15 protein-coding genes and 1 pseudogene are annotated in these 16,543 nt (G+C 59.8%); 11 read left to right on the forward strand and 5 right to left on the reverse strand.

What is annotated here, in order from left to right; all coding sequences use genetic code 11:
* Positions 1 to 182: 182 nt before the first annotated feature.
* The 4 genes from yieE (at position 183) to C1N62_RS05505 (ending at position 4,981) form a co-directional block, all read left to right on the forward strand.
* The gene (yieE, locus tag C1N62_RS05490; protein ID WP_137762679.1) at positions 183 to 1,070 is read left to right on the forward strand and encodes a DNA-binding transcriptional regulator YeiE; all 888 of its coding nucleotides are present in this window, start codon (positions 183 to 185) and stop codon (positions 1,068 to 1,070) included.
* 188 nt (positions 1,071 to 1,258) lie between these two features.
* Complete coding sequence (locus C1N62_RS05495) at positions 1,259 to 2,731, forward strand: amino acid permease (protein ID WP_137762680.1); 1,473 nt, start codon at positions 1,259 to 1,261, stop codon at positions 2,729 to 2,731.
* 379 nt (positions 2,732 to 3,110) lie between these two features.
* Positions 3,111 to 4,193, forward strand: a complete 1,083-nt coding sequence (locus tag C1N62_RS05500) for an iron ABC transporter permease (RefSeq protein WP_137762681.1) — start codon at positions 3,111 to 3,113, stop codon at positions 4,191 to 4,193.
* Positions 4,190 to 4,981, forward strand: a complete 792-nt coding sequence (locus C1N62_RS05505) for an ABC transporter ATP-binding protein (RefSeq protein ID WP_137762682.1) — start codon at positions 4,190 to 4,192, stop codon at positions 4,979 to 4,981. The genes C1N62_RS05500 and C1N62_RS05505 overlap by 4 nt, the downstream gene beginning before the upstream one ends.
* A 3-nt stretch (positions 4,982 to 4,984) precedes the next feature.
* Here the strand turns inward: C1N62_RS05505 and C1N62_RS05510 are convergent, their stop codons facing one another.
* The 3 genes from C1N62_RS05510 to puuD all read right to left on the reverse strand — a co-directional run bounded on the left by C1N62_RS05510 (position 4,985) and on the right by puuD (position 7,757).
* Entirely contained in the window at positions 4,985 to 6,262 is a 1,278-nt protein-coding gene (locus tag C1N62_RS05510) for an FAD-binding oxidoreductase (protein ID WP_137762683.1), read from the reverse strand.
* Between the two features lie 158 nt (positions 6,263 to 6,420).
* Positions 6,421 to 6,978 (reverse strand): HTH-type transcriptional regulator PuuR, encoded by a 558-nt coding sequence (gene puuR / locus C1N62_RS05515; protein ID WP_137762684.1) that lies wholly within the window; start codon positions 6,976 to 6,978, stop codon positions 6,421 to 6,423.
* Positions 6,975 to 7,757 carry a gamma-glutamyl-gamma-aminobutyrate hydrolase gene (gene puuD / locus C1N62_RS05520; protein ID WP_137762685.1) on the reverse strand — a complete coding sequence of 261 codons (783 nt, stop codon included), beginning with the start codon at positions 7,755 to 7,757 and terminating at the stop codon, positions 6,975 to 6,977. Before puuD ends, puuR begins: the two co-directional genes overlap by 4 nt.
* Positions 7,758 to 8,037: 280 nt before the next feature.
* On the opposite strand from puuD, the gene C1N62_RS05525 reads away from it, so the two are divergent.
* The gene (locus tag C1N62_RS05525; protein ID WP_137762686.1) at positions 8,038 to 9,456 is read left to right on the forward strand and encodes a glutamine synthetase family protein; all 1,419 of its coding nucleotides are present in this window, start codon (positions 8,038 to 8,040) and stop codon (positions 9,454 to 9,456) included.
* Positions 9,457 to 9,787: 331 nt separating this feature from the next.
* A complete protein-coding gene (locus C1N62_RS05530) occupies positions 9,788 to 11,176 on the forward strand; it encodes an APC family permease (RefSeq protein WP_137762687.1) in 1,389 nt (462 codons plus the stop codon).
* Positions 11,177 to 11,224: 48 nt separating this feature from the next.
* Here the strand turns inward: C1N62_RS05530 and C1N62_RS23570 are convergent.
* Positions 11,225 to 11,326 (reverse strand): annotated as a pseudogene (locus tag C1N62_RS23570) (integrase core domain-containing protein); the annotation flags it as partial.
* On the opposite strand from C1N62_RS23570, the gene C1N62_RS05540 reads away from it, so the two are divergent.
* The 4 genes from C1N62_RS05540 (at position 11,316) to C1N62_RS05555 (ending at position 13,668) form a co-directional block, all read left to right on the forward strand.
* Positions 11,316 to 11,498 (forward strand): MbeB family mobilization protein, encoded by a 183-nt coding sequence (locus C1N62_RS05540; protein WP_137762688.1) that lies wholly within the window; start codon positions 11,316 to 11,318, stop codon positions 11,496 to 11,498. The pseudogene C1N62_RS23570 and the gene C1N62_RS05540 overlap by 11 nt on opposite strands.
* A 112-nt stretch (positions 11,499 to 11,610) precedes the next feature.
* On the forward strand, positions 11,611 to 12,849 hold the full coding sequence (locus tag C1N62_RS05545; protein WP_137762689.1) for a PAAR domain-containing protein: 1,239 nt from the start codon (positions 11,611 to 11,613) through the stop codon (positions 12,847 to 12,849).
* The gene (locus tag C1N62_RS05550; protein WP_137762690.1) at positions 12,842 to 13,234 is read left to right on the forward strand and encodes a DUF943 family protein; all 393 of its coding nucleotides are present in this window, start codon (positions 12,842 to 12,844) and stop codon (positions 13,232 to 13,234) included. Before C1N62_RS05545 ends, C1N62_RS05550 begins: the two co-directional genes overlap by 8 nt.
* Before the next feature lie 26 nt (positions 13,235 to 13,260).
* Positions 13,261 to 13,668: a DUF943 family protein gene (locus tag C1N62_RS05555; RefSeq protein WP_137762691.1), complete on the forward strand. Its 408-nt coding sequence runs from the start codon at positions 13,261 to 13,263 to the stop codon at positions 13,666 to 13,668.
* Between the two features lie 108 nt (positions 13,669 to 13,776).
* On the opposite strand, the gene sbcB is transcribed toward C1N62_RS05555, so the two are convergent.
* On the reverse strand, positions 13,777 to 15,204 hold the full coding sequence (sbcB, locus tag C1N62_RS05560) for an exodeoxyribonuclease I (protein ID WP_137762692.1): 1,428 nt from the start codon (positions 15,202 to 15,204) through the stop codon (positions 13,777 to 13,779).
* A gap of 218 nt (positions 15,205 to 15,422) precedes the next feature.
* Here sbcB and C1N62_RS05565 point away from each other — a divergent pair, with 218 nt between their 5' ends.
* A complete protein-coding gene (locus tag C1N62_RS05565; protein WP_137762693.1) occupies positions 15,423 to 16,502 on the forward strand; it encodes a mechanosensitive ion channel family protein in 1,080 nt (359 codons plus the stop codon).
* The last annotated feature ends 41 nt before the right edge of the window (positions 16,503 to 16,543 follow it).

Genomic DNA, 16,543 nt, shown 5'->3' on the forward strand with positions numbered 1-16,543 from the left:
GTTCTATAATCTATCGATTAAAGTGGTATAACTATCAGCCCGGTGAAACTATCCGCCTGCCAGCACACCGCCGCCAAGGGGCGCGATCTCACGGATTGCGGCAAACGTGATAATCTTAATAACAAAGCACCTGCACCTGAGGCGGGCCACTGGCCCACCCGCATCGCCACACAGAGATCGCTATGCATATCACACTCCGACAACTTGAAGTCTTTGCTGAAGTGCTGAAAAGCGGGTCAACCACCCAGGCCTCGGTGGTGCTGTCGCTCTCCCAATCCGCGGTCAGCGCCGCACTGGCCGATCTGGAGAACCAGCTTGGCGTTCAGTTGTTTGACCGGGTTGGCAAGCGGCTGGTGATCAATGAGCATGGTCGGCTGCTCTACCCACGCGCGCTGGCGCTGCTGGAGCAGGCCGGTGAGATTGAGCGGCTGTTCAACCATGACAACGGCTCTCTGCGCATCGCGGCCAGCAGCACCATCGGCAACTATATGCTGCCGGGCATGATCGCCGAGTACCGGCTCGACTACCCCAATACCCCGCTGGAGCTGAACGTCGGCAACAGCCAGGATGTGATCAACGCGGTGGCCGATTTCCGCGTTGACCTCGGCCTGATTGAGGGGCCATGCCACATGCCGGAGCTGATTACCCAGCCCTGGTTGCAGGATGAGCTGGTGGTGTTCGCCGCGCCGCAGCGCGTGAAGCAGGGGGAGCCGCTGGCGGCCAAACCGGTATCGCTGGCGGCGCTGGCCGAGGCACCGTGGATTTTGCGCGAGCGCGGCTCCGGCACCCGCGAGGTGCTGGATCACCTGCTGCTGGCGCGCCTGCCAGCCTTCAATCTGGTGATGGAGCTGGGCAACTCCGAGGCGATCAAGCACGCGGTGCGCCACAATATCGGCATCAGCTGCCTGTCACGGCGGGTGGTGGGCGAGCAGTTGACCAGCGGCGCGCTGAGCGAAATCCAGCTGCCGGGCGAGCCGCTGACCCGTACGCTCTACCTGATACATCACCGGCAAAAACATATCTCCAGTGTATTGCAGCGCTTCCTCGACTACTGCAAGTTGCGCCAGTAAAACGCGCTGATTCGCCGGGTTAGTAGGCGATCCGCACACCTCTTCGACAGTTGTTGCCGGGCTGTTACTTATAATCTGCACCGGATCATGAAGGTGTCTTATAACCGGGGAATCCTGCTATATCTTGGGGCCTGTTTTGTTACAATCCGCCCTCAAAATTTCCCAGGACGAGCAGATATAGGGTAAAAATGGCTCAACAACATACTAATAACCCGCAGCCACCCACGGCCCTGCGCCGGGAGTTAAAGGCGCGTCATCTGACGATGATCGCGATTGGCGGATCCATCGGCACCGGGCTGTTTGTCGGCTCTGGCGCCACCGTATCACAGGCCGGGCCGGGGGGCGCGCTGCTCTCCTACGCGCTGATTGGCCTGATGGTCTACTTCCTGATGACCAGCCTCGGCGAGCTGGCGGCCTTCATGCCGGTCTCCGGCTCCTTCTCCACCTATGGCGCCAAATATGTCGAAGAGGGCTTCGGCTTCGCCCTTGGCTGGAACTACTGGTACAACTGGGCGGTGACCATCGCCGTCGAGCTGGTGGCCTCGCAGCTGCTGATGAGTTACTGGTTCCCCGATACCCCCGGCTGGATCTGGAGCGCGCTGTTCCTTGGCCTGATGTTCCTGCTGAACTGGATCTCGGTGAAGGGCTTTGGCGAGGCGGAGTACTGGTTCTCGCTGGTCAAGGTGGTGACGGTGGTGATCTTCATCATCATTGGCATCCTGATGATCGTTGGCATCATGAAGGGCGGCGAGCACGCGGGCTGGCAGAACTGGACCATCGGTGACGCGCCCTTTGCTGGTGGCTTCTCGGCGATGATTGGCGTGGCGATGATTGCTGGCTTCTCCTTCCAGGGCACCGAGCTGATTGGCATCGCGGCGGGCGAATCCGAAAACCCGGCGAAAAACATCCCGCGCGCGGTGCGGCAGGTGTTCTGGCGCATCATGCTGTTCTACATCTTCGCCATCCTGATCATCAGCCTGATCATCCCGTACACCGACCCGAACCTGCTGCGCAATGACGTCACGGACATCAGCGTCAGCCCGTTCACCCTGGTGTTCCGCAATGCTGGCCTGCTCTCCGCCGCGGCAGTGATGAACGCGGTGATCCTGACGGCGGTGCTGTCGGCGGGTAACTCCGGCATGTACGCTTCCACCCGGATGCTGTTCACCCTGGCAAGCGAAGGCAAGGCACCGCGCCTGTTCGCCCGCCTCTCCAAGGGCGGCGTGCCGCGCAACGCGCTCTATGCCACCACTGCCGTGGCCGCGCTCTGCTTCCTGACCTCCATGTTTGGCGACCAGCAGGTTTACCTGTGGCTGCTCAACACCTCGGGCATGACTGGCTTCATCGCCTGGTTGGGGATCGCCATCAGCCACTACCGCTTCCGCCGTGGCTATGTGGCGCAGGGGCGTGACCTGAACGCGCTGCCGTACCGCTCCGGGCTGTTCCCGCTGGGGCCGATCTTCGCCTTCGTGCTCTGCCTGATCATTACGCTCGGCCAGAACTATCAGGCGTTTCTGGCAGACACCATTGACTGGACTGGGGTAGCGGCGACTTACATCGGCATCCCGCTGTTCCTGATTATCTGGTTCGGCTACAAGCTGACGCGCGGCACCCATGTCGTGAAGTACCGTGAGATGGAATTCCCGGATCACAAAGAGTAATTTGCAGGGGCGCCCAGTGCGCCCCTTGTTTTTGCGCACCGCAAACTGCAACAAGGCGTGTCCGCCGTCGCCCGCTCTCCCTCCTGCTGACTTTCCTGCCGTTATCCCCAGTATGCCCTGACCAGCGGCCGATAAAATATAACTTAAACAGCAGGTTACCTATCCTAAAAATCGTCCAAAGCTATCAATCTGATTGATAAGGATTCTCGTTTGCTTTATCGTTGGCTGCGCAATGGCCGGACACGGGCCGTTACCCGCAGGGCCTGGCCCACTGGCCGCCACGGTGTTACCGTGCCGCCCGCCGTGCCACCGCTGCACCATACGTTTTCCGGGACGCCCGCGCGCCCCGGCGCCATGAGACTCGCAACAGGGTAAGAAGATGAGCATCACCACCGACCCCACCCTCCGCCCGGAGAGCGCACTGCCCGCTGGCGTGATGGGGCGTTACCGTCACATTGTCCGGCACCGTTTACTGATTCTGGCGCTGCTGGTCGTCGCCATCACCGCCTCGCTGGTGCTGGATTTCACCCTTGGCCCGGCCGGGCTGTCGCTGCCGACCCTGTGGCAGGCGCTGGTATCACCGGAGACGGTGGATGCTGGCACCCGCGTTATTGTCTGGGATATCCGCATGCCCTATGCGCTGATGGCGGTGGTGGTCGGGCTGGCGCTGGGACTGGCTGGCTCGGAGATGCAGACCATCCTGAATAACCCGCTGGCCAGCCCCTTCACGTTGGGCGTCTCCTCGGCGGCGGCCTTCGGCGCGGCGCTGGCGATCGTGCTGGGCATTGGCCTGCCGGGCGTACCGGCGCAGTGGTTTATCTCCGCCAACGCCTTTATCTTTGCGCTGCTGGCGGCGCTGATGCTGGATGGCGTCACGCGCTGGACGCGGGTCGCCACCTCCGGCGTGGTGCTGTTTGGCATCGCGCTGGTCTTCACCTTCAACGCGCTGGTGTCGATGATGCAGTTCATCGCCACCGAGGACACGTTGCAGGGGCTGGTATTCTGGACGATGGGCAGTCTGGCGCGCGCCTCCTGGGAGAAGCTCGGCATCCTGTTGCTGGCGGTGGCGCTGCTGCTGCCGCTGTCGATGATGAGCTCGTGGAAACTGACCGCGCTGCGCCTCGGCGAGGATCGGGCAGTCAGCTTCGGCATTGACGTGCGCCGCCTGCGTCTGGCGACGCTGCTGCGCATCAGCATCCTGTCGGCGCTGGCGGTGGCCTTCGTTGGCCCGATTGGCTTCATTGGGCTGGTGGCACCACACATCGCCCGGCTGATGTTCGGTGAGGATCACCGCTTCTACCTGCCAGCCAGTGCGCTGATTGGCGCGCTGGTGCTGTCGATGGCCTCGGTGGCCTCGAAAAACCTGATCCCCGGCGTCATCATTCCGGTGGGCATTGTCACCTCGCTGGTGGGCGTGCCCTTCTTCCTGAGCATCATTCTGCGCCACCGGGGGAACGTATGACCGCAGGGCTGCGTATTGAGCACTTCCACGCCGGTTACCCGAAACGGCCGGTGATCCAAAACCTGAACGTGCCGCATCTGGCGCGCGGCCACATCACCGTGCTGCTGGGGCCGAACGGCAGCGGCAAGTCAACGCTGCTGCGTTCGCTGGCTGGCCTCAACCCGGCGCAGGGCGCGCTCTACTTGGACGGACAGGATCTGATGCAGATGCCCTTCGCCCGCCGCGCCGAGCAGGTGGTCTACCTGCCGCAGTCGCTGCCGGCTGGGGTGCATCTGCATGTGCTGGAGTCGATCATCGTTGCCCAGCGCGCCTCCGGTGGGCGCGGGCAGAAGGCGGGCGGCGAGGGGGAGGTGATGGCGCTGCTGGAGCAGCTCGGCATCGCCCACCTGGCCCTCAGCTACCTCGACCAGCTCTCCGGCGGCCAGAAGCAGCTGGTGGGGCTGGCGCAATCGCTGATTCGCCAGCCGTCACTGCTGCTGCTGGATGAGCCGCTCAGCGCCCTCGACCTCAACTACCAGTTCCACGTGATGGATCTGGTACGGCGCGAAACCCGCAAGCGCAACATCGTGACGGTGGTGGTGGTGCATGACATCAACATCGCGCTGCGCCACGGCGACCATGTGCTGATGCTGCAAAACGGCCAGCTGATTGCCGACGGCGCGCCAGACGAGGTGATCACGCCGCAGAGTCTGGCGGCGGTGTATGGCGTGCGCGGGCGCATCGAGCGCTGCTCGCAGGGGAACCCGCAGGTGATGATCGACGGCCTGGTGAGCCGGCCGTCGCTCTAAGCACTAGCCCAGCCGGTCGCGCAGCGCGTAGTAGACCGCGCCGATGGCGGTGAAGGGCACCTGAAGGCTGCGGCCGCCGAAGAAGGGCAGGTGCGGCAGCCGGGCGAAGGCGTCAAAGCGCTCGGCGTCGCCGCGCATCACCTCGGAGATCAGCTTGCCGGCCAGGTGGGTGAGGGTAACACCGTGGCCGCTGTCGCCCTGCATGTAGTAGACGTTGTGCTCCAGCCGACCAAACTGCGGCATCCGCGACAGGGTCAGCAGGAAATTGCCGCTCCAGCGGTAGTCGATTTTCACGTCGCGTAGCTGCGGGAAGGTCTTGTGCAGTTTCGGCAGGATCAGCGGGTCAATCTCCGCCGGGTCACGCGCGCCATAGATCACGCCGCCGCCGAACAGCAGCCGCCGGTCGGCGGTAAGGCGGAAGTAGTCGAGCAGGTAGTTGCAATCCTCGACGCAGTAGCGGTTCGGCAGCAGGGTGCGCGCCACGCTCTCCGGCAGCGGCGCGGTGGCAACAATCTGCGAGCCGCACGGCATACTCAGGCGTGACAGGCGCGGCTCCAGCCGGTCGCCCAGGTAGGCGTTGCCAGCCAGCACCACAAAGCGCGCCTTGACCTCGCCCTGTGCGGTGTGCACCCGCGCTGGCGAGCCATAGTCGATGCGGGTGACGGCGGAGTGTTCATAGATCCGGCCGCCGTGGCGGCGGATTGCCTCGGCCTCACCCAGCGCCAGATTGAGCGGATGGAGGTGGCCGCCGCGCGGGTCAAGCATACCGCCGACATAGCGCCGCGAACCAATCTCATGCTGGATACCGCTCTGATCCAGCATGACCAGACTGTGATGCCCATATTTCTCCCAGCGCGCCTTTTGCTGGTGCAGCTGTTTGAGCTGTTTGTGGTTGAGTGCGGCGAAGATGCCGCCGGGGCGGTAATCACAATCGATCGCGTATTGATCGATGCGCTGGCGGATGATGTCCGCCCCCTCAAAGATCATGCTGCCCAATATTCGGGCACTCTCCTCACCATAACGCTCCTCAATCACATCCACGTCACGGCTGAAAGAGTTGACCACCTGGCCGCCGTTGCGCCCGGTGGCACCCCAGCCGATGCGCACGGCCTCCAGCAATACCACATCATAGCCGGCTTCCGTCAGGTAGAGCGCGGAGGAGAGGCCAGTGAAACCGCCCCCCACCACACAGACATCACACTCTATGCTGCCGGCAAGCTGCGGCCAGGGTTCATGCGGATTGGCGGTGGCCGCATAGTAACTGGCAATATGCTCGGTCATATCCTTCTCCTTATGCAGGCTTGGCGGGCTTCTGGCCCCCAAGGGACGACGCGGCGACCTCAGGCCGGCGTCCCGATGGCTGGGCGCGCACCATGGATGGCATCAAATTTATGCAAATATCAATGCAAACGTTATGCCATTGCCTGCGGAGTGACCGCTCAAAAGGTTGTCGGGGTGTGGGCGCTGATGATGCGGCACACGCGCGCCGACAGGTTGGTAAAACTGTGTGGCATACCAGTGTTGATGGTGTAACTCTGGCCAGCCCGTAGGGGGAAACTCTGGCCGTTGACGGTCAGCACGATCTCCCCCTCCAGCAGGGTGCCGACCTCCTCACCCTGATGGCGGATCTTCTCGCCGGTGCTGCTTCCCGGCTCATAGGTCTCCAGCAGCATCGCCAGCGCGCGCATCGGGTTGCCGTTGTGCACCAGCTTCATCGACACCCCCTGGCTGCCAATCTCAATCAGGTTCTCCGGCTCGATCACCACCTGCGGCGTCTTTAGCCGCTGGTCATCGGCGAAGAACTCCGCCATGGAGAGGCCGTAAACCGTCAGCAGCTTTTGCAGCGTGCTGATGGCCGGGCTGACCTTGTCCTGCTCAATGGTGCTGATGGCGCTGTGGGTCAGCCCGGAGAGTTCGGCGGCCCGGCGCTGTGACAGCCCCAGTTGCTGGCGGATCTGGGACAGCCGTCGCCCCGGCGCCACGCTGATGTCATTCATAGTACGTTTTCCGGCACCGGCCGCTCTTCCACCATCGCGTCGCGGCAGGCACAAATAAAGGCCTCAAACAGTTGGCGTGACACCGGGTTCTCCTCGATGCGCCACTCCGGGTGCCACTGCACCCCCAGGGCGAACGGATGGTCGCGCACGCTGACCGCCTCAATCAGGCCGTCGGGGGCGCTGGCCTCCACGCGCATGGACGGGCTGAGCCGCCGTGTGCCCTGGCCGTGCAGCGAATTGACCTCAAACAGCGGCGTGCCGGGCAATAGCTGCTCCAGCAGGCCGCCCGGCTCGACAATCACCGGGTGCGCCGGGCCGTACTGGATGTCCGCCGACTGCGACAGATCCTCGCGGTGATCCATAAAGCCCGGCTCGTTGTGCACCTGACGGTGCAGCGCGCCGCCGGTGGCCACCACCAACTCCTGCATCCCACGGCAGGCGGCAAACAGCGGCAGGCGCTGGTCGAGCATCGAGCGGATCAGCGTCAGCGCCAGCTGGTCGCGGCCCGGATCGTTCCACTCCTCAATGCCCTCTTCGCCATAGTGGTGCGGCTCAATGTTGCTGGGGCTACCGGTGAGGAACACCCCATCCAGCCGCGCCACCACGCTATCAAGCGCATAGGGCTGGCTGGCCAGCACCTGCGGCAGCGCCACCGGCAGCCCGCCGGCGGTGAAGACCGCATCCAGGTACTTCTCCTCCACCGTCTGGGTATAGTGACCGTCGATGCACTCCCGGCACATCACCACGCCGACCACCGGCCTGTTAAATATATTGCCCATGTTTTAACCTCCCAGACTGGACTAAATCGTTGCCAAAACACGCCCTTTTTGTGACGTCCTGGTCATTATTTTATCAATTTAGCAGCCCATTGGTTAATATTCAAACCGCCCATAACATTTGCAAATCGATTCTGTTGCAGCTATGTTTCTAGCAGATGGTTTATATTTTGAGCGCCTCGGCGCGCTCCCTATCACAGGATCCGGGCTTTGAAAACAGTCAGTTAAAGGCGTGCGCTCCCCCCAACGCGCAGCGCCTGACCCTCACAACGGCAGGTGATTTATGCAAACCAATCTGGTAGAAGTTGAAAAATTCGCAAAACACAGCGACGAGAGACGAAGTAGCGCGTTCCAACGTGAAGTCGAACAATACTTGGAACGCCACCCCCTCACTCAACACATCGACGTCCTCCTCACCGATCTCAACGGCAGTTTCCGCGGTAAACGAATCCCTGTCTCAGCATTGAAAAAAGTCGAAAAAGGCTGCTACTTCCCTGCGTCCGTGTTTGCGATGGACATCCTCGGCAATGTGGTGGAGGAGGCCGGGCTTGGCCAGGAGCTGGGCGAGCCAGACCACGTCTGTATGCCGATCCCCGGCACGCTGGTGCCCTCCGCCGCTGACCCGGAGCACATCGGCCAGCTGCTGCTCACCATGCTGGATGAAGATGGTACTCCCTTTGACGTTGAACCCCGTAATGTGCTGAACAGCGTATGGCAGGCCTTGCGCCAGCGCGGCCTGTTCCCGGTGGTAGCGGTAGAGTTGGAGTTCTATCTCATTGACCGGCAGCGGGACAGCGAGGGCTACCTTCAGCCGCCGTGCGCCCCCGGCACCCAGGAGCGCAACGTCCATACCCAAGTCTACTCGGTGGACAACCTGAATCACTTTGCCGACGTGTTGAGCGAGATCGACACGCTGGCCCAGATGCAGCACCTGCCAGCCGATGGCGCGGTGGCGGAGTCCTCGCCCGGCCAGTTCGAGATCAACCTGCACCACACCGACAACGTACTGCGCGCCTGTGACGATGCGCTGGCGCTGAAGCGGCTGGTGCGCCAGGTGGCGGAAAACCACAACATGCACGCCACCTTTATGGCGAAGCCCTACGAGGAGTACGCTGGCAGCGGGATGCATATCCACGTCAGCGTGCTGGACGGGCAGGGCAACAACCAATTTGCCGATGCCTCGGGTGAGGACTCGGCGCTGCTGCGGCGCGCGCTGGCGGGCATGGTCGACCTGATGCCCGGCTCGATGGCGCTGCTGGCACCCAACGTCAACGCCTACCGCCGCTTCCAGCCGGGCATGTACGTGCCGACGCAAGCCTCCTGGGGCCACAATAACCGCACGGTGGCGCTGCGCATTCCGTGTGGCGAGGCCGAGAGCCGCCGCATTGAGTACCGGGTGGCCGGTGCGGATGCCAACCCCTATCTGGTGGTCGCCACCGTGTTGGCTGGCCTGCTGCATGGGCTGGAGCACGAACTGCCGCTGCCGGAGCCGGTCACCGGCAATGGGCTGGAGCAGGAGGGCGTGCCGCTGCCAATCCGCCAGAGCGACGCGCTGTGTGAGTTCGAAGAGCAGGCGACGCTGAAGCACTATCTGGGCGAGCGCTTCTGCCACGTCTACCATGCCTGTAAGAGTGACGAGCTGCTGCAATTCGAGCGGCTGGTGACAGAAACCGAAATTGACTGGATGCTTAAAAACGCCTGATAGCTCATAGACAAAAGATTTTGTTTCTGGATGTCTCAGGCCTTGTCATTCGTGTTACGGTTCGGCAAAATACTGCGCTTGTAAATAACCGACGCTTCCGGCGTCGGTTATTTTTTTGCATTTATACTCAATGCAACCTAATTGTGTCGTACCCGTGTCTCCATTCTGGGGGCGCGATTTTACCAACCAAGAGGCCGGGCTTAGAACCGGATAGATAAACCAGTTCGTGAGCGACCCCCAATAACAGGTCGCCACTATGAGGAAAAAAAGATGGGGCAATTTGTAACATACCTGCCGGTGCCCGCCGGTGTCTGCTGTGGGGGACTGCGCCATGTCCACTAATGCTATCGCTACCGGTGCGCCGGCCTACCAACGCGTTAAGCTGCACCGTACCCTGACACTGGTTCAGGTGGTGATGATGGGCCTGGCCTATCTACAGCCGATGACCATCTTTGATACCTTCGGCATCGTGACCGGCCTGACTGATGGCCACGTCGCGACTGCCTATGCCTTCGCGCTGATCGCGGTGCTGTTCACGGCCGTCAGCTACGGCAAACTGGTCCAGCGCTTCTCCTCCGCTGGCTCCGCCTACACCTACGCCCAGAAAGCCATTAACCCGCACATCGGCTTTATGGTGGGCTGGTCATCCCTGCTGGACTACCTGTTCATGCCGATGATCAACATCCTGTTGGCGAAAATCTATCTGGAAGCGATCTTCCCCGGCGTGCCCTCCTGGATCTTTGTGGTGGCACTGGTCGGCCTGATGACCTTCTTCAACCTGCGTGGCATCAAGCTGGTGGCGAACCTCAACAGCTTCATCGTGGTGGTGCAGGTTGCCATCATGGTGGTGTTCCTGGGGCTGCTGATCCACGGCGTCTATCAGGGTGAGGGCACCGGCCAGCTGGTGAGCAGCAAGCCGTTCTGGTCTGAGAATGCGCACGTGGTGCCGATGATCACCGGGGCGACCATCCTCTGCTTCTCATTCCTGGGCTTTGACGGCATCAGCTCGCTGTCGGAAGAGACGCCGAACGCCGCCAAGGTGATTCCGCGCGCGATCTTCCTGACCGCGCTGATTGGTGGCGTCATCTTTATCGTGGTCTCCTACTTCTTGCAGCTCTACTTCCCGGACATCTCGCGCTTCCATGACCCGGACGCGTCGCAGCCGGAGATCATGCTGTATGTGGCAGGCAAGTTCTTCCAGTCGGTGATCCTCTGCTTCTCCTGCGTGACCGTACTGGCCTCCGGCATGGCGGCACACGCGGGCGTCTCCCGCCTGCTCTACGTGATGGGCCGCGATGGCGTCTTCCCGCAGAAGATCTTTGGCTTCGTGCACCCGACCTGGCGCACCCCGGCATTCAACGTGCTGCTGGTAGGGGTGGTGGCGCTCTCCGCCGTCTGGTTTGATCTGGTGACCGCCACCGCGCTGATCAACTTCGGTGCGCTGGTGGCCTTCACCTTCGTCAACCTGTCGGTGATCTCGCAGTTCTTTATCCGCGAGAAGCGCAACAAAACCGCCAAGGATATCCTGCACTATCTGGTGCTGCCGGTGATTGGTGCCCTGACCGTGGGCGCGCTGTGGCTGAACCTGGAGCCGAGTTCCATGAACCTCGGTCTGGTGTGGGGCGCGATTGGTCTGGCCTACCTGGCCTTCATCACTCGCTTCTTCACCAAGGCCCCGCCGCAGATGGACGAGAAAGAGCTGGATGAAGAGCTGGCCTAAGCCGCTTTACACTCACTAGTCCTAACGTAGGTTGACACTTTTATACCCTCAGAACGCCTGATGCACTGCATCAGGCGTTTTGTATTTCAGGGACAAGTGCGGCCTCTCTGCGTTATAGATCTTCACCGCCTCGTTGACCATGTTTATCGCCTACTCAGAGCACAGGCTGAAGCGCGCGTTCAGCGAGCACGAGCAGTTTGTGAGCGTGGCACAGAGCTTAAGTGCGAAGAGAATCAGCGACGCTATCCGCGCCCACGAGACGGGCATGAACGAAGCGATGAAATCGAACCGGCTGAACGTGCTGCGCATGACCGGGCGGTGAAGCTGGTGCAGCAAACGGATGTCAGGTTCAATTATCGCCGATGTGGCTCTACCAAGTGATGCCCTGTTATGATGCGTTGATTCTATAACCATGCAAAACAGAGGGATTTGGTATGGCGAGCAAAGGTTTTTTTCTCTACCACCTGGATAAAACCACCTGCGGGGGGCGCATTCTTGCCGGTGCGTCTGACGATACCTACGAAATAGGCGGCATTGTGAGGCAGCAGGTCAGGGAGGGTGACCCGGTGACCTGTGGGAAGCATGAGGGACGGTTCCGCGTCTGCGGCGGTATGGGGGATACCTACCAGGTCGGCGGAGAACTGAAAGAGTGGGCGGGTTCGTTGGACAGCTACAGCTCCTGCCCCTGTCGCGCCCGATTTATTCCGTCTGTTCTCTCGCATACCTATGACAGTGACTGCAACGCCGGTCGCGTAGCGGAGCGGAAGCAGGAAGCCCGGAAGAAGAAACTTATCGAGGCAAAAGAGAAGGGGCTTGAACCGATGCCCATCCCGGCGCTTATCTATGCCACTCAGCGCACAATGGATGATTACGCCGCAAAGGATATGCAGTACGGCGACCTTAGCGAGGCCGAGCTGAAAGCGCGTTTTGGTTTGACGGATATCTCGGCGAGAGTCAACCCGTATACGCTTACCCTGATACCGCCCGTGACTGCCAATCCATATAGTGGGTTTTATCCGGGCAGCCTGACGGAAGAAGCAGTCAGTCGTGATGAAAGCGCACGTCTCATGTTTGATGAGTTTCGGGAACTGGCGCATATGTTCTCATTTCACGGCCCCTATAAAGAGCTTATTACGGAAATGATCGACCATATGCAGGAGAACAGCGGCACGCCGTACAGCAGCCCATTGCTGGACAGAGCGCTGAAAGAGCAGATCCTGAATGACCGTTCTGAACAAAGTTCTTTGCTGAGTATCAAAGATGCTTTGAAAGATGCCATTAATTACGAATATGGACTTATTCCGCTTGCTAAAAAGGGTGTTTTATTTAATGAAGAAGGAAATTTTAAGACTGTTAGCTCGTCAACTCTGCCTAAATTTGACAGCCTACTCGACCGTACTAACGGACTGGTAATTTCAGTCCATGATACCTGGGCGACACATATCACACTCAAGTCACTGGAAGTCGAGGGTAACTCTTATCGAGCAAGGGTACATTATCAAATCCAAGATCACTTCGGCCTTGATATTGCTGACATCCTGAACCCTATATACCGTGAATTTCGCATCTTCCGATTGTGGTTCGCGCTTCAGCGTTGGGATGAATACGGCTACAGACCATTTATCACCGAGATGAATACTACTATAGAAATCACCGGGAGGCAGGATGAATAAACGACTGATAGCAGGTATTATCACAGCAGCAAGCTGTGGCTATTTACTCTGGCAATATCTGACACCCGTTGAGATTGTTGCAGTACATAGCGACGATTTTATTCTTGTCAGGAATTTTCCGTATCTGAAATTTCGTCAGATAGCTTGGTGGGAAGCCAATAAGGATATGATAAAGGCAAAATATGGGGTTCCTCACATATCTGAGGATGGCTTCTATCAAGTATTTATTATGGATTATGGTGATGGCTATCGCGTTGATCAAGGCACGGATGAAGATTCAGATTTACTTTGCTTTGATGATATGCATGTAGATGCACGATGCATTAGAAAAAACAGACTTCGATGGATTGGCTGGAGCCAAAATAGCGGTCAGTTTTATCGATAATTTTTTCCATATGAAAAGGAGGCGGGGTGAATAAGCGGCTGATAGCAGGCGTTATCGCTGCTGCTGCCGGTGGCTATCTGCTCTGGCAGTATCTGACGCCGGTTGAGATTGTAGCGGTACATGATGGCGATACGATACTGGTGAAGCATTTTCCGTACCTGAAAAGCCGTCAGATAGGCTGGTGGGAAGCCAATAAGGACATGATACAGGCGAAATACGGGATACCTCACAAGGGGAAAGATGGCTTTTACCATGTATGGATTATTGATTTTGGGAATGGGTATCGCACGGAACCGGATGAAAGCCTGCTGTTTTCCACAGATGAAGTTTTTTGTTTTAACGACATCCCGACAGAGGTCCGGTGTATTGATAGAAAGCCACTTTTTGACGTTAGGTGGAGTAGGAATTACGGGCTTAAATATGAGTCGTATTAACGTAATTCTTAATGACTGAACGTTGACTAGTCCTAACATAGGTTGACACTTTTATGCCCTCAGAACGCCTGATGCGCTGCATCAGGCGTTCTGTATTTCAGGGACAGGTCAGCCCACCAGTTCGCGGCCATAGTCATACAGCGCCTTGAGCAGGGCAATCTTCTCCTTGTCCCCCTCGTGCAGGTTGTATAGCTCCTCCAGCTCCTGCAAATAGCGCTGTACCCGCTCTGGGTTCAGCGCCTCGCGGCGGTGCTGCAACCAGCGCTGCTGCTCGGCGTCATCCAGCGTCGCGGGGTAGTTGCGCGCCCGGTAGCGGAACAGCAACGGCGCCATGCGCGCATCCTGGAAAGGCAGCTCCAGCGCTGGCAGGTTCTGCGGCTCGGTCTGCTGGATGATCTTCATGGTGGCGCGGTCGGCGTCGCTAAAGAAGCCGTCATACAGGCGGCCATCCACGTCGTCACTGCCGTTGAACGGCTCCGCCTCAGCAAACAGCGCCACCACCTTTTCCCGCACCTGCGGGTTGTCGCGCAGCAGTTGCAGGTTGGCGAGACAGCGCTGGCGGTCGATGCCCAGCCGCTCGGCGGTCTCCGGCAGCAGCGTCTTGGCTGGCGCAAGGATCGGGCATTTGTTGATGTGCACCAGCTTCAGCGGCACCGCTGCCTCGCCCGCCAATTGGTCGCGGCGGGTGTAGAGCCGCTTACGCAGCGCATCGGCCTCCAGCTCCAGCAGCGGCGTCATGTCGCCCGCCAGATCATAGACAATCACCGCGTTTTTGTTCTCCGGGTGCCAGGCCAGCGGCGCAATCCAGCTGGTGTTGCCGCGCGCTGCGCCAAACATGCCGGAGACGTGCACCAGCGGTGCCATCTGCGGGATATCCAGCAGCGCCGTCAGCGCGTGCTTGCTGCGATGGGTCAGCAGGAAGTTGAACAGCCGCGGCTGCGCCTGCTTCACCAGTTTTGCCATCGCCAGCGTGGCGTAAACATCAGACATCGCGTCATGGGCATGTTCGTGGGCGATGCCGTTGGCGCGCGTCAAATCCTCCAGCCGGAAGCTGGGGAAGCCCTCCTCATTCTCCGGCCACTCAATGCCCTCCGGGCGCAGCGCATAGCAGGCGCGCATCACGTCCAGCAGATCCCAGCGCGAATTGCCATTTTGCCAGCTGTAGGCATAAGGATCGTAGAAGTTGCGGTAGAGCAGGTTGCGCGTCACCTCATCATCGAAGCGGATGTTGTTGTAGCCCATGATGCAGCTGTTGGGCACGCTGAACTCATCATGGATGCGGCGGATAAACTCCGCCTCTGGCAACCCCTGGGCGCGGGCGTGCTGCGGGGTGATGCCGGTGATCATCACCGCCTCCGGCTCTGGCAGGTAGTCGTCGGCGGGCCGGCAGAAGATCACCAGCGGCTCGCCAATGATGTTGAAGTCCATGTCGGTGCGGACGCCGGCAAACTGCGCCGCGCGGTCACGCCATGGGCTTTTGCCGAAAGTTTCGTAGTCGTGGATGTAGAACGTAGGCTGGTGGCTTTCGTTTTTCACTGAGGCTCTCTATCTAGGGATGGGGCGCCGCACTGTGCGCCGTCCGGGGTCATGACACGCCGGGAGTGCGCCGGCGCAGCTCCCTCTATGGTAAACCATAATCCCCCTGGCCTGAAGGCACCGCAGCGGCGGCGGGCGGGCCGCGCCCGGCGTGGCCTGCCAGGCTGGACTATACTAACAGGCCGATGTTCCTGAAGATAATCATACGGTGAGGGAGAATGGAGACGTTACAGAATATTAACTATATAGGGCTATTTTTGACGTTGCCATTTTGGGTGGACGTCTTGTTGGTACTGGGGATCACCATTGTCACCTACTGGGTCATTACCCGGATCATCCGGCTGGTGCATAAGCGGATGCTGGCGTGGGCCAATGAGAAACAGAACAACGCCAACCTCATCATCTCCGAGGTGATTGGCAAAACCAAAAAGCTGCTGATTCTGGTGGCGGCCTTCCTGTTCAGCCTGCGCTTTGTGCCGATACCCGATCGCCTCTACGGCACGCTGTCACATGCGTGGTTTTTGGTGCTGGCGATCCAGATCGCCATCTGGCTGGATCAGGCGATCCAGTCCTGGCTGAAAAAGCTGATCTACTCCCCCGGCTCGCGCCGTAACCCAGTGACGCTGGTGATTATGGGCGTCATTATGCGCACGCTGGTGTGGGCGATCATGGTGCTCTCCATTCTGGCAAACGCGGGCGTGGACATCACCGCACTGATGGCCAGCCTCGGGGTGGGCGGTATCGCCATCGCGCTGGCGGTGCAGACGGTGCTGAGCGACATGTTCGCCTCGCTCTCCATCGGCTTTGACAAGCCGTTTGAGATTGGCGACTTCGTGATCTTCAACAACGTCTCCGGCACCATTGAGCACATTGGCCTGAAGACCACCCGCATCCGCAGCCTGAGCGGTGAGCAGATTGTCTGCGCCAACACCATCCTGTTGCAGCAAACCATCCACAACTACAAGCGTATGCAGACCCGCCGCATCGTCTTTACCTTTGGCGTCTCGATTGATACGCCGCCGGAGAAGCTGCGCAAAATTGGCGCGCTGCTGAAAAAAATCATCCAGGACGTGGGCGGCACCCGGTTTGACCGCGCCCATTTCTCCGCCTTCAGCCCGGACCGGCTCACGTTTGAGGTGGTGCACATTGTCAACACCGCTGACTATAACCAGTACATGGATCTCCAGCAGGAGATCAATATCCGGTTGATTGAGGAGCTGGACAAGATGGGGGTACGGCTGGCGCTGCCGAGCCAGATCATGATTACGCCCGAAAAACCGGAGCAGCAAGCGGCCTGAGCGGCCGCCCACGGCCGGGGCCGCACGGCGCCGGCAGATAA

The sequence above is a fragment of the Nissabacter sp. SGAir0207 genome, from assembly GCF_005491205.1.
GTDB lineage: Bacteria > Pseudomonadota > Gammaproteobacteria > Enterobacterales > Enterobacteriaceae > Chimaeribacter.

What these genes read in the sequence shown, in the direction of transcription:
- yieE (WP_137762679.1), top strand. Translation starts at nt 183, where the DNA reads ATGCATATCACACTCCGACAACTTGAAGTCTTTGCTGAAGTGCTGAAA.
- C1N62_RS05495 (WP_137762680.1), top strand. Translation starts at nt 1,259, where the DNA reads ATGGCTCAACAACATACTAATAACCCGCAGCCACCCACGGCCCTGCGC.
- C1N62_RS05500 (WP_137762681.1), top strand. Translation starts at nt 3,111, where the DNA reads ATGAGCATCACCACCGACCCCACCCTCCGCCCGGAGAGCGCACTGCCC.
- C1N62_RS05505 (WP_137762682.1), top strand. Translation starts at nt 4,190, where the DNA reads ATGACCGCAGGGCTGCGTATTGAGCACTTCCACGCCGGTTACCCGAAA.
- C1N62_RS05510 (WP_137762683.1), bottom strand. Translation starts at nt 6,262, where the DNA reads ATGACCGAGCATATTGCCAGTTACTATGCGGCCACCGCCAATCCGCAT.
- puuR (WP_137762684.1), bottom strand. Translation starts at nt 6,978, where the DNA reads ATGAATGACATCAGCGTGGCGCCGGGGCGACGGCTGTCCCAGATCCGC.
- puuD (WP_137762685.1), bottom strand. Translation starts at nt 7,757, where the DNA reads ATGGGCAATATATTTAACAGGCCGGTGGTCGGCGTGGTGATGTGCCGG.
- C1N62_RS05525 (WP_137762686.1), top strand. Translation starts at nt 8,038, where the DNA reads ATGCAAACCAATCTGGTAGAAGTTGAAAAATTCGCAAAACACAGCGAC.
- C1N62_RS05530 (WP_137762687.1), top strand. Translation starts at nt 9,788, where the DNA reads ATGTCCACTAATGCTATCGCTACCGGTGCGCCGGCCTACCAACGCGTT.
- C1N62_RS05540 (WP_137762688.1), top strand. Translation starts at nt 11,316, where the DNA reads ATGTTTATCGCCTACTCAGAGCACAGGCTGAAGCGCGCGTTCAGCGAG.
- C1N62_RS05545 (WP_137762689.1), top strand. Translation starts at nt 11,611, where the DNA reads ATGGCGAGCAAAGGTTTTTTTCTCTACCACCTGGATAAAACCACCTGC.
- C1N62_RS05550 (WP_137762690.1), top strand. Translation starts at nt 12,842, where the DNA reads ATGAATAAACGACTGATAGCAGGTATTATCACAGCAGCAAGCTGTGGC.
- C1N62_RS05565 (WP_137762693.1), top strand. Translation starts at nt 15,423, where the DNA reads ATGGAGACGTTACAGAATATTAACTATATAGGGCTATTTTTGACGTTG.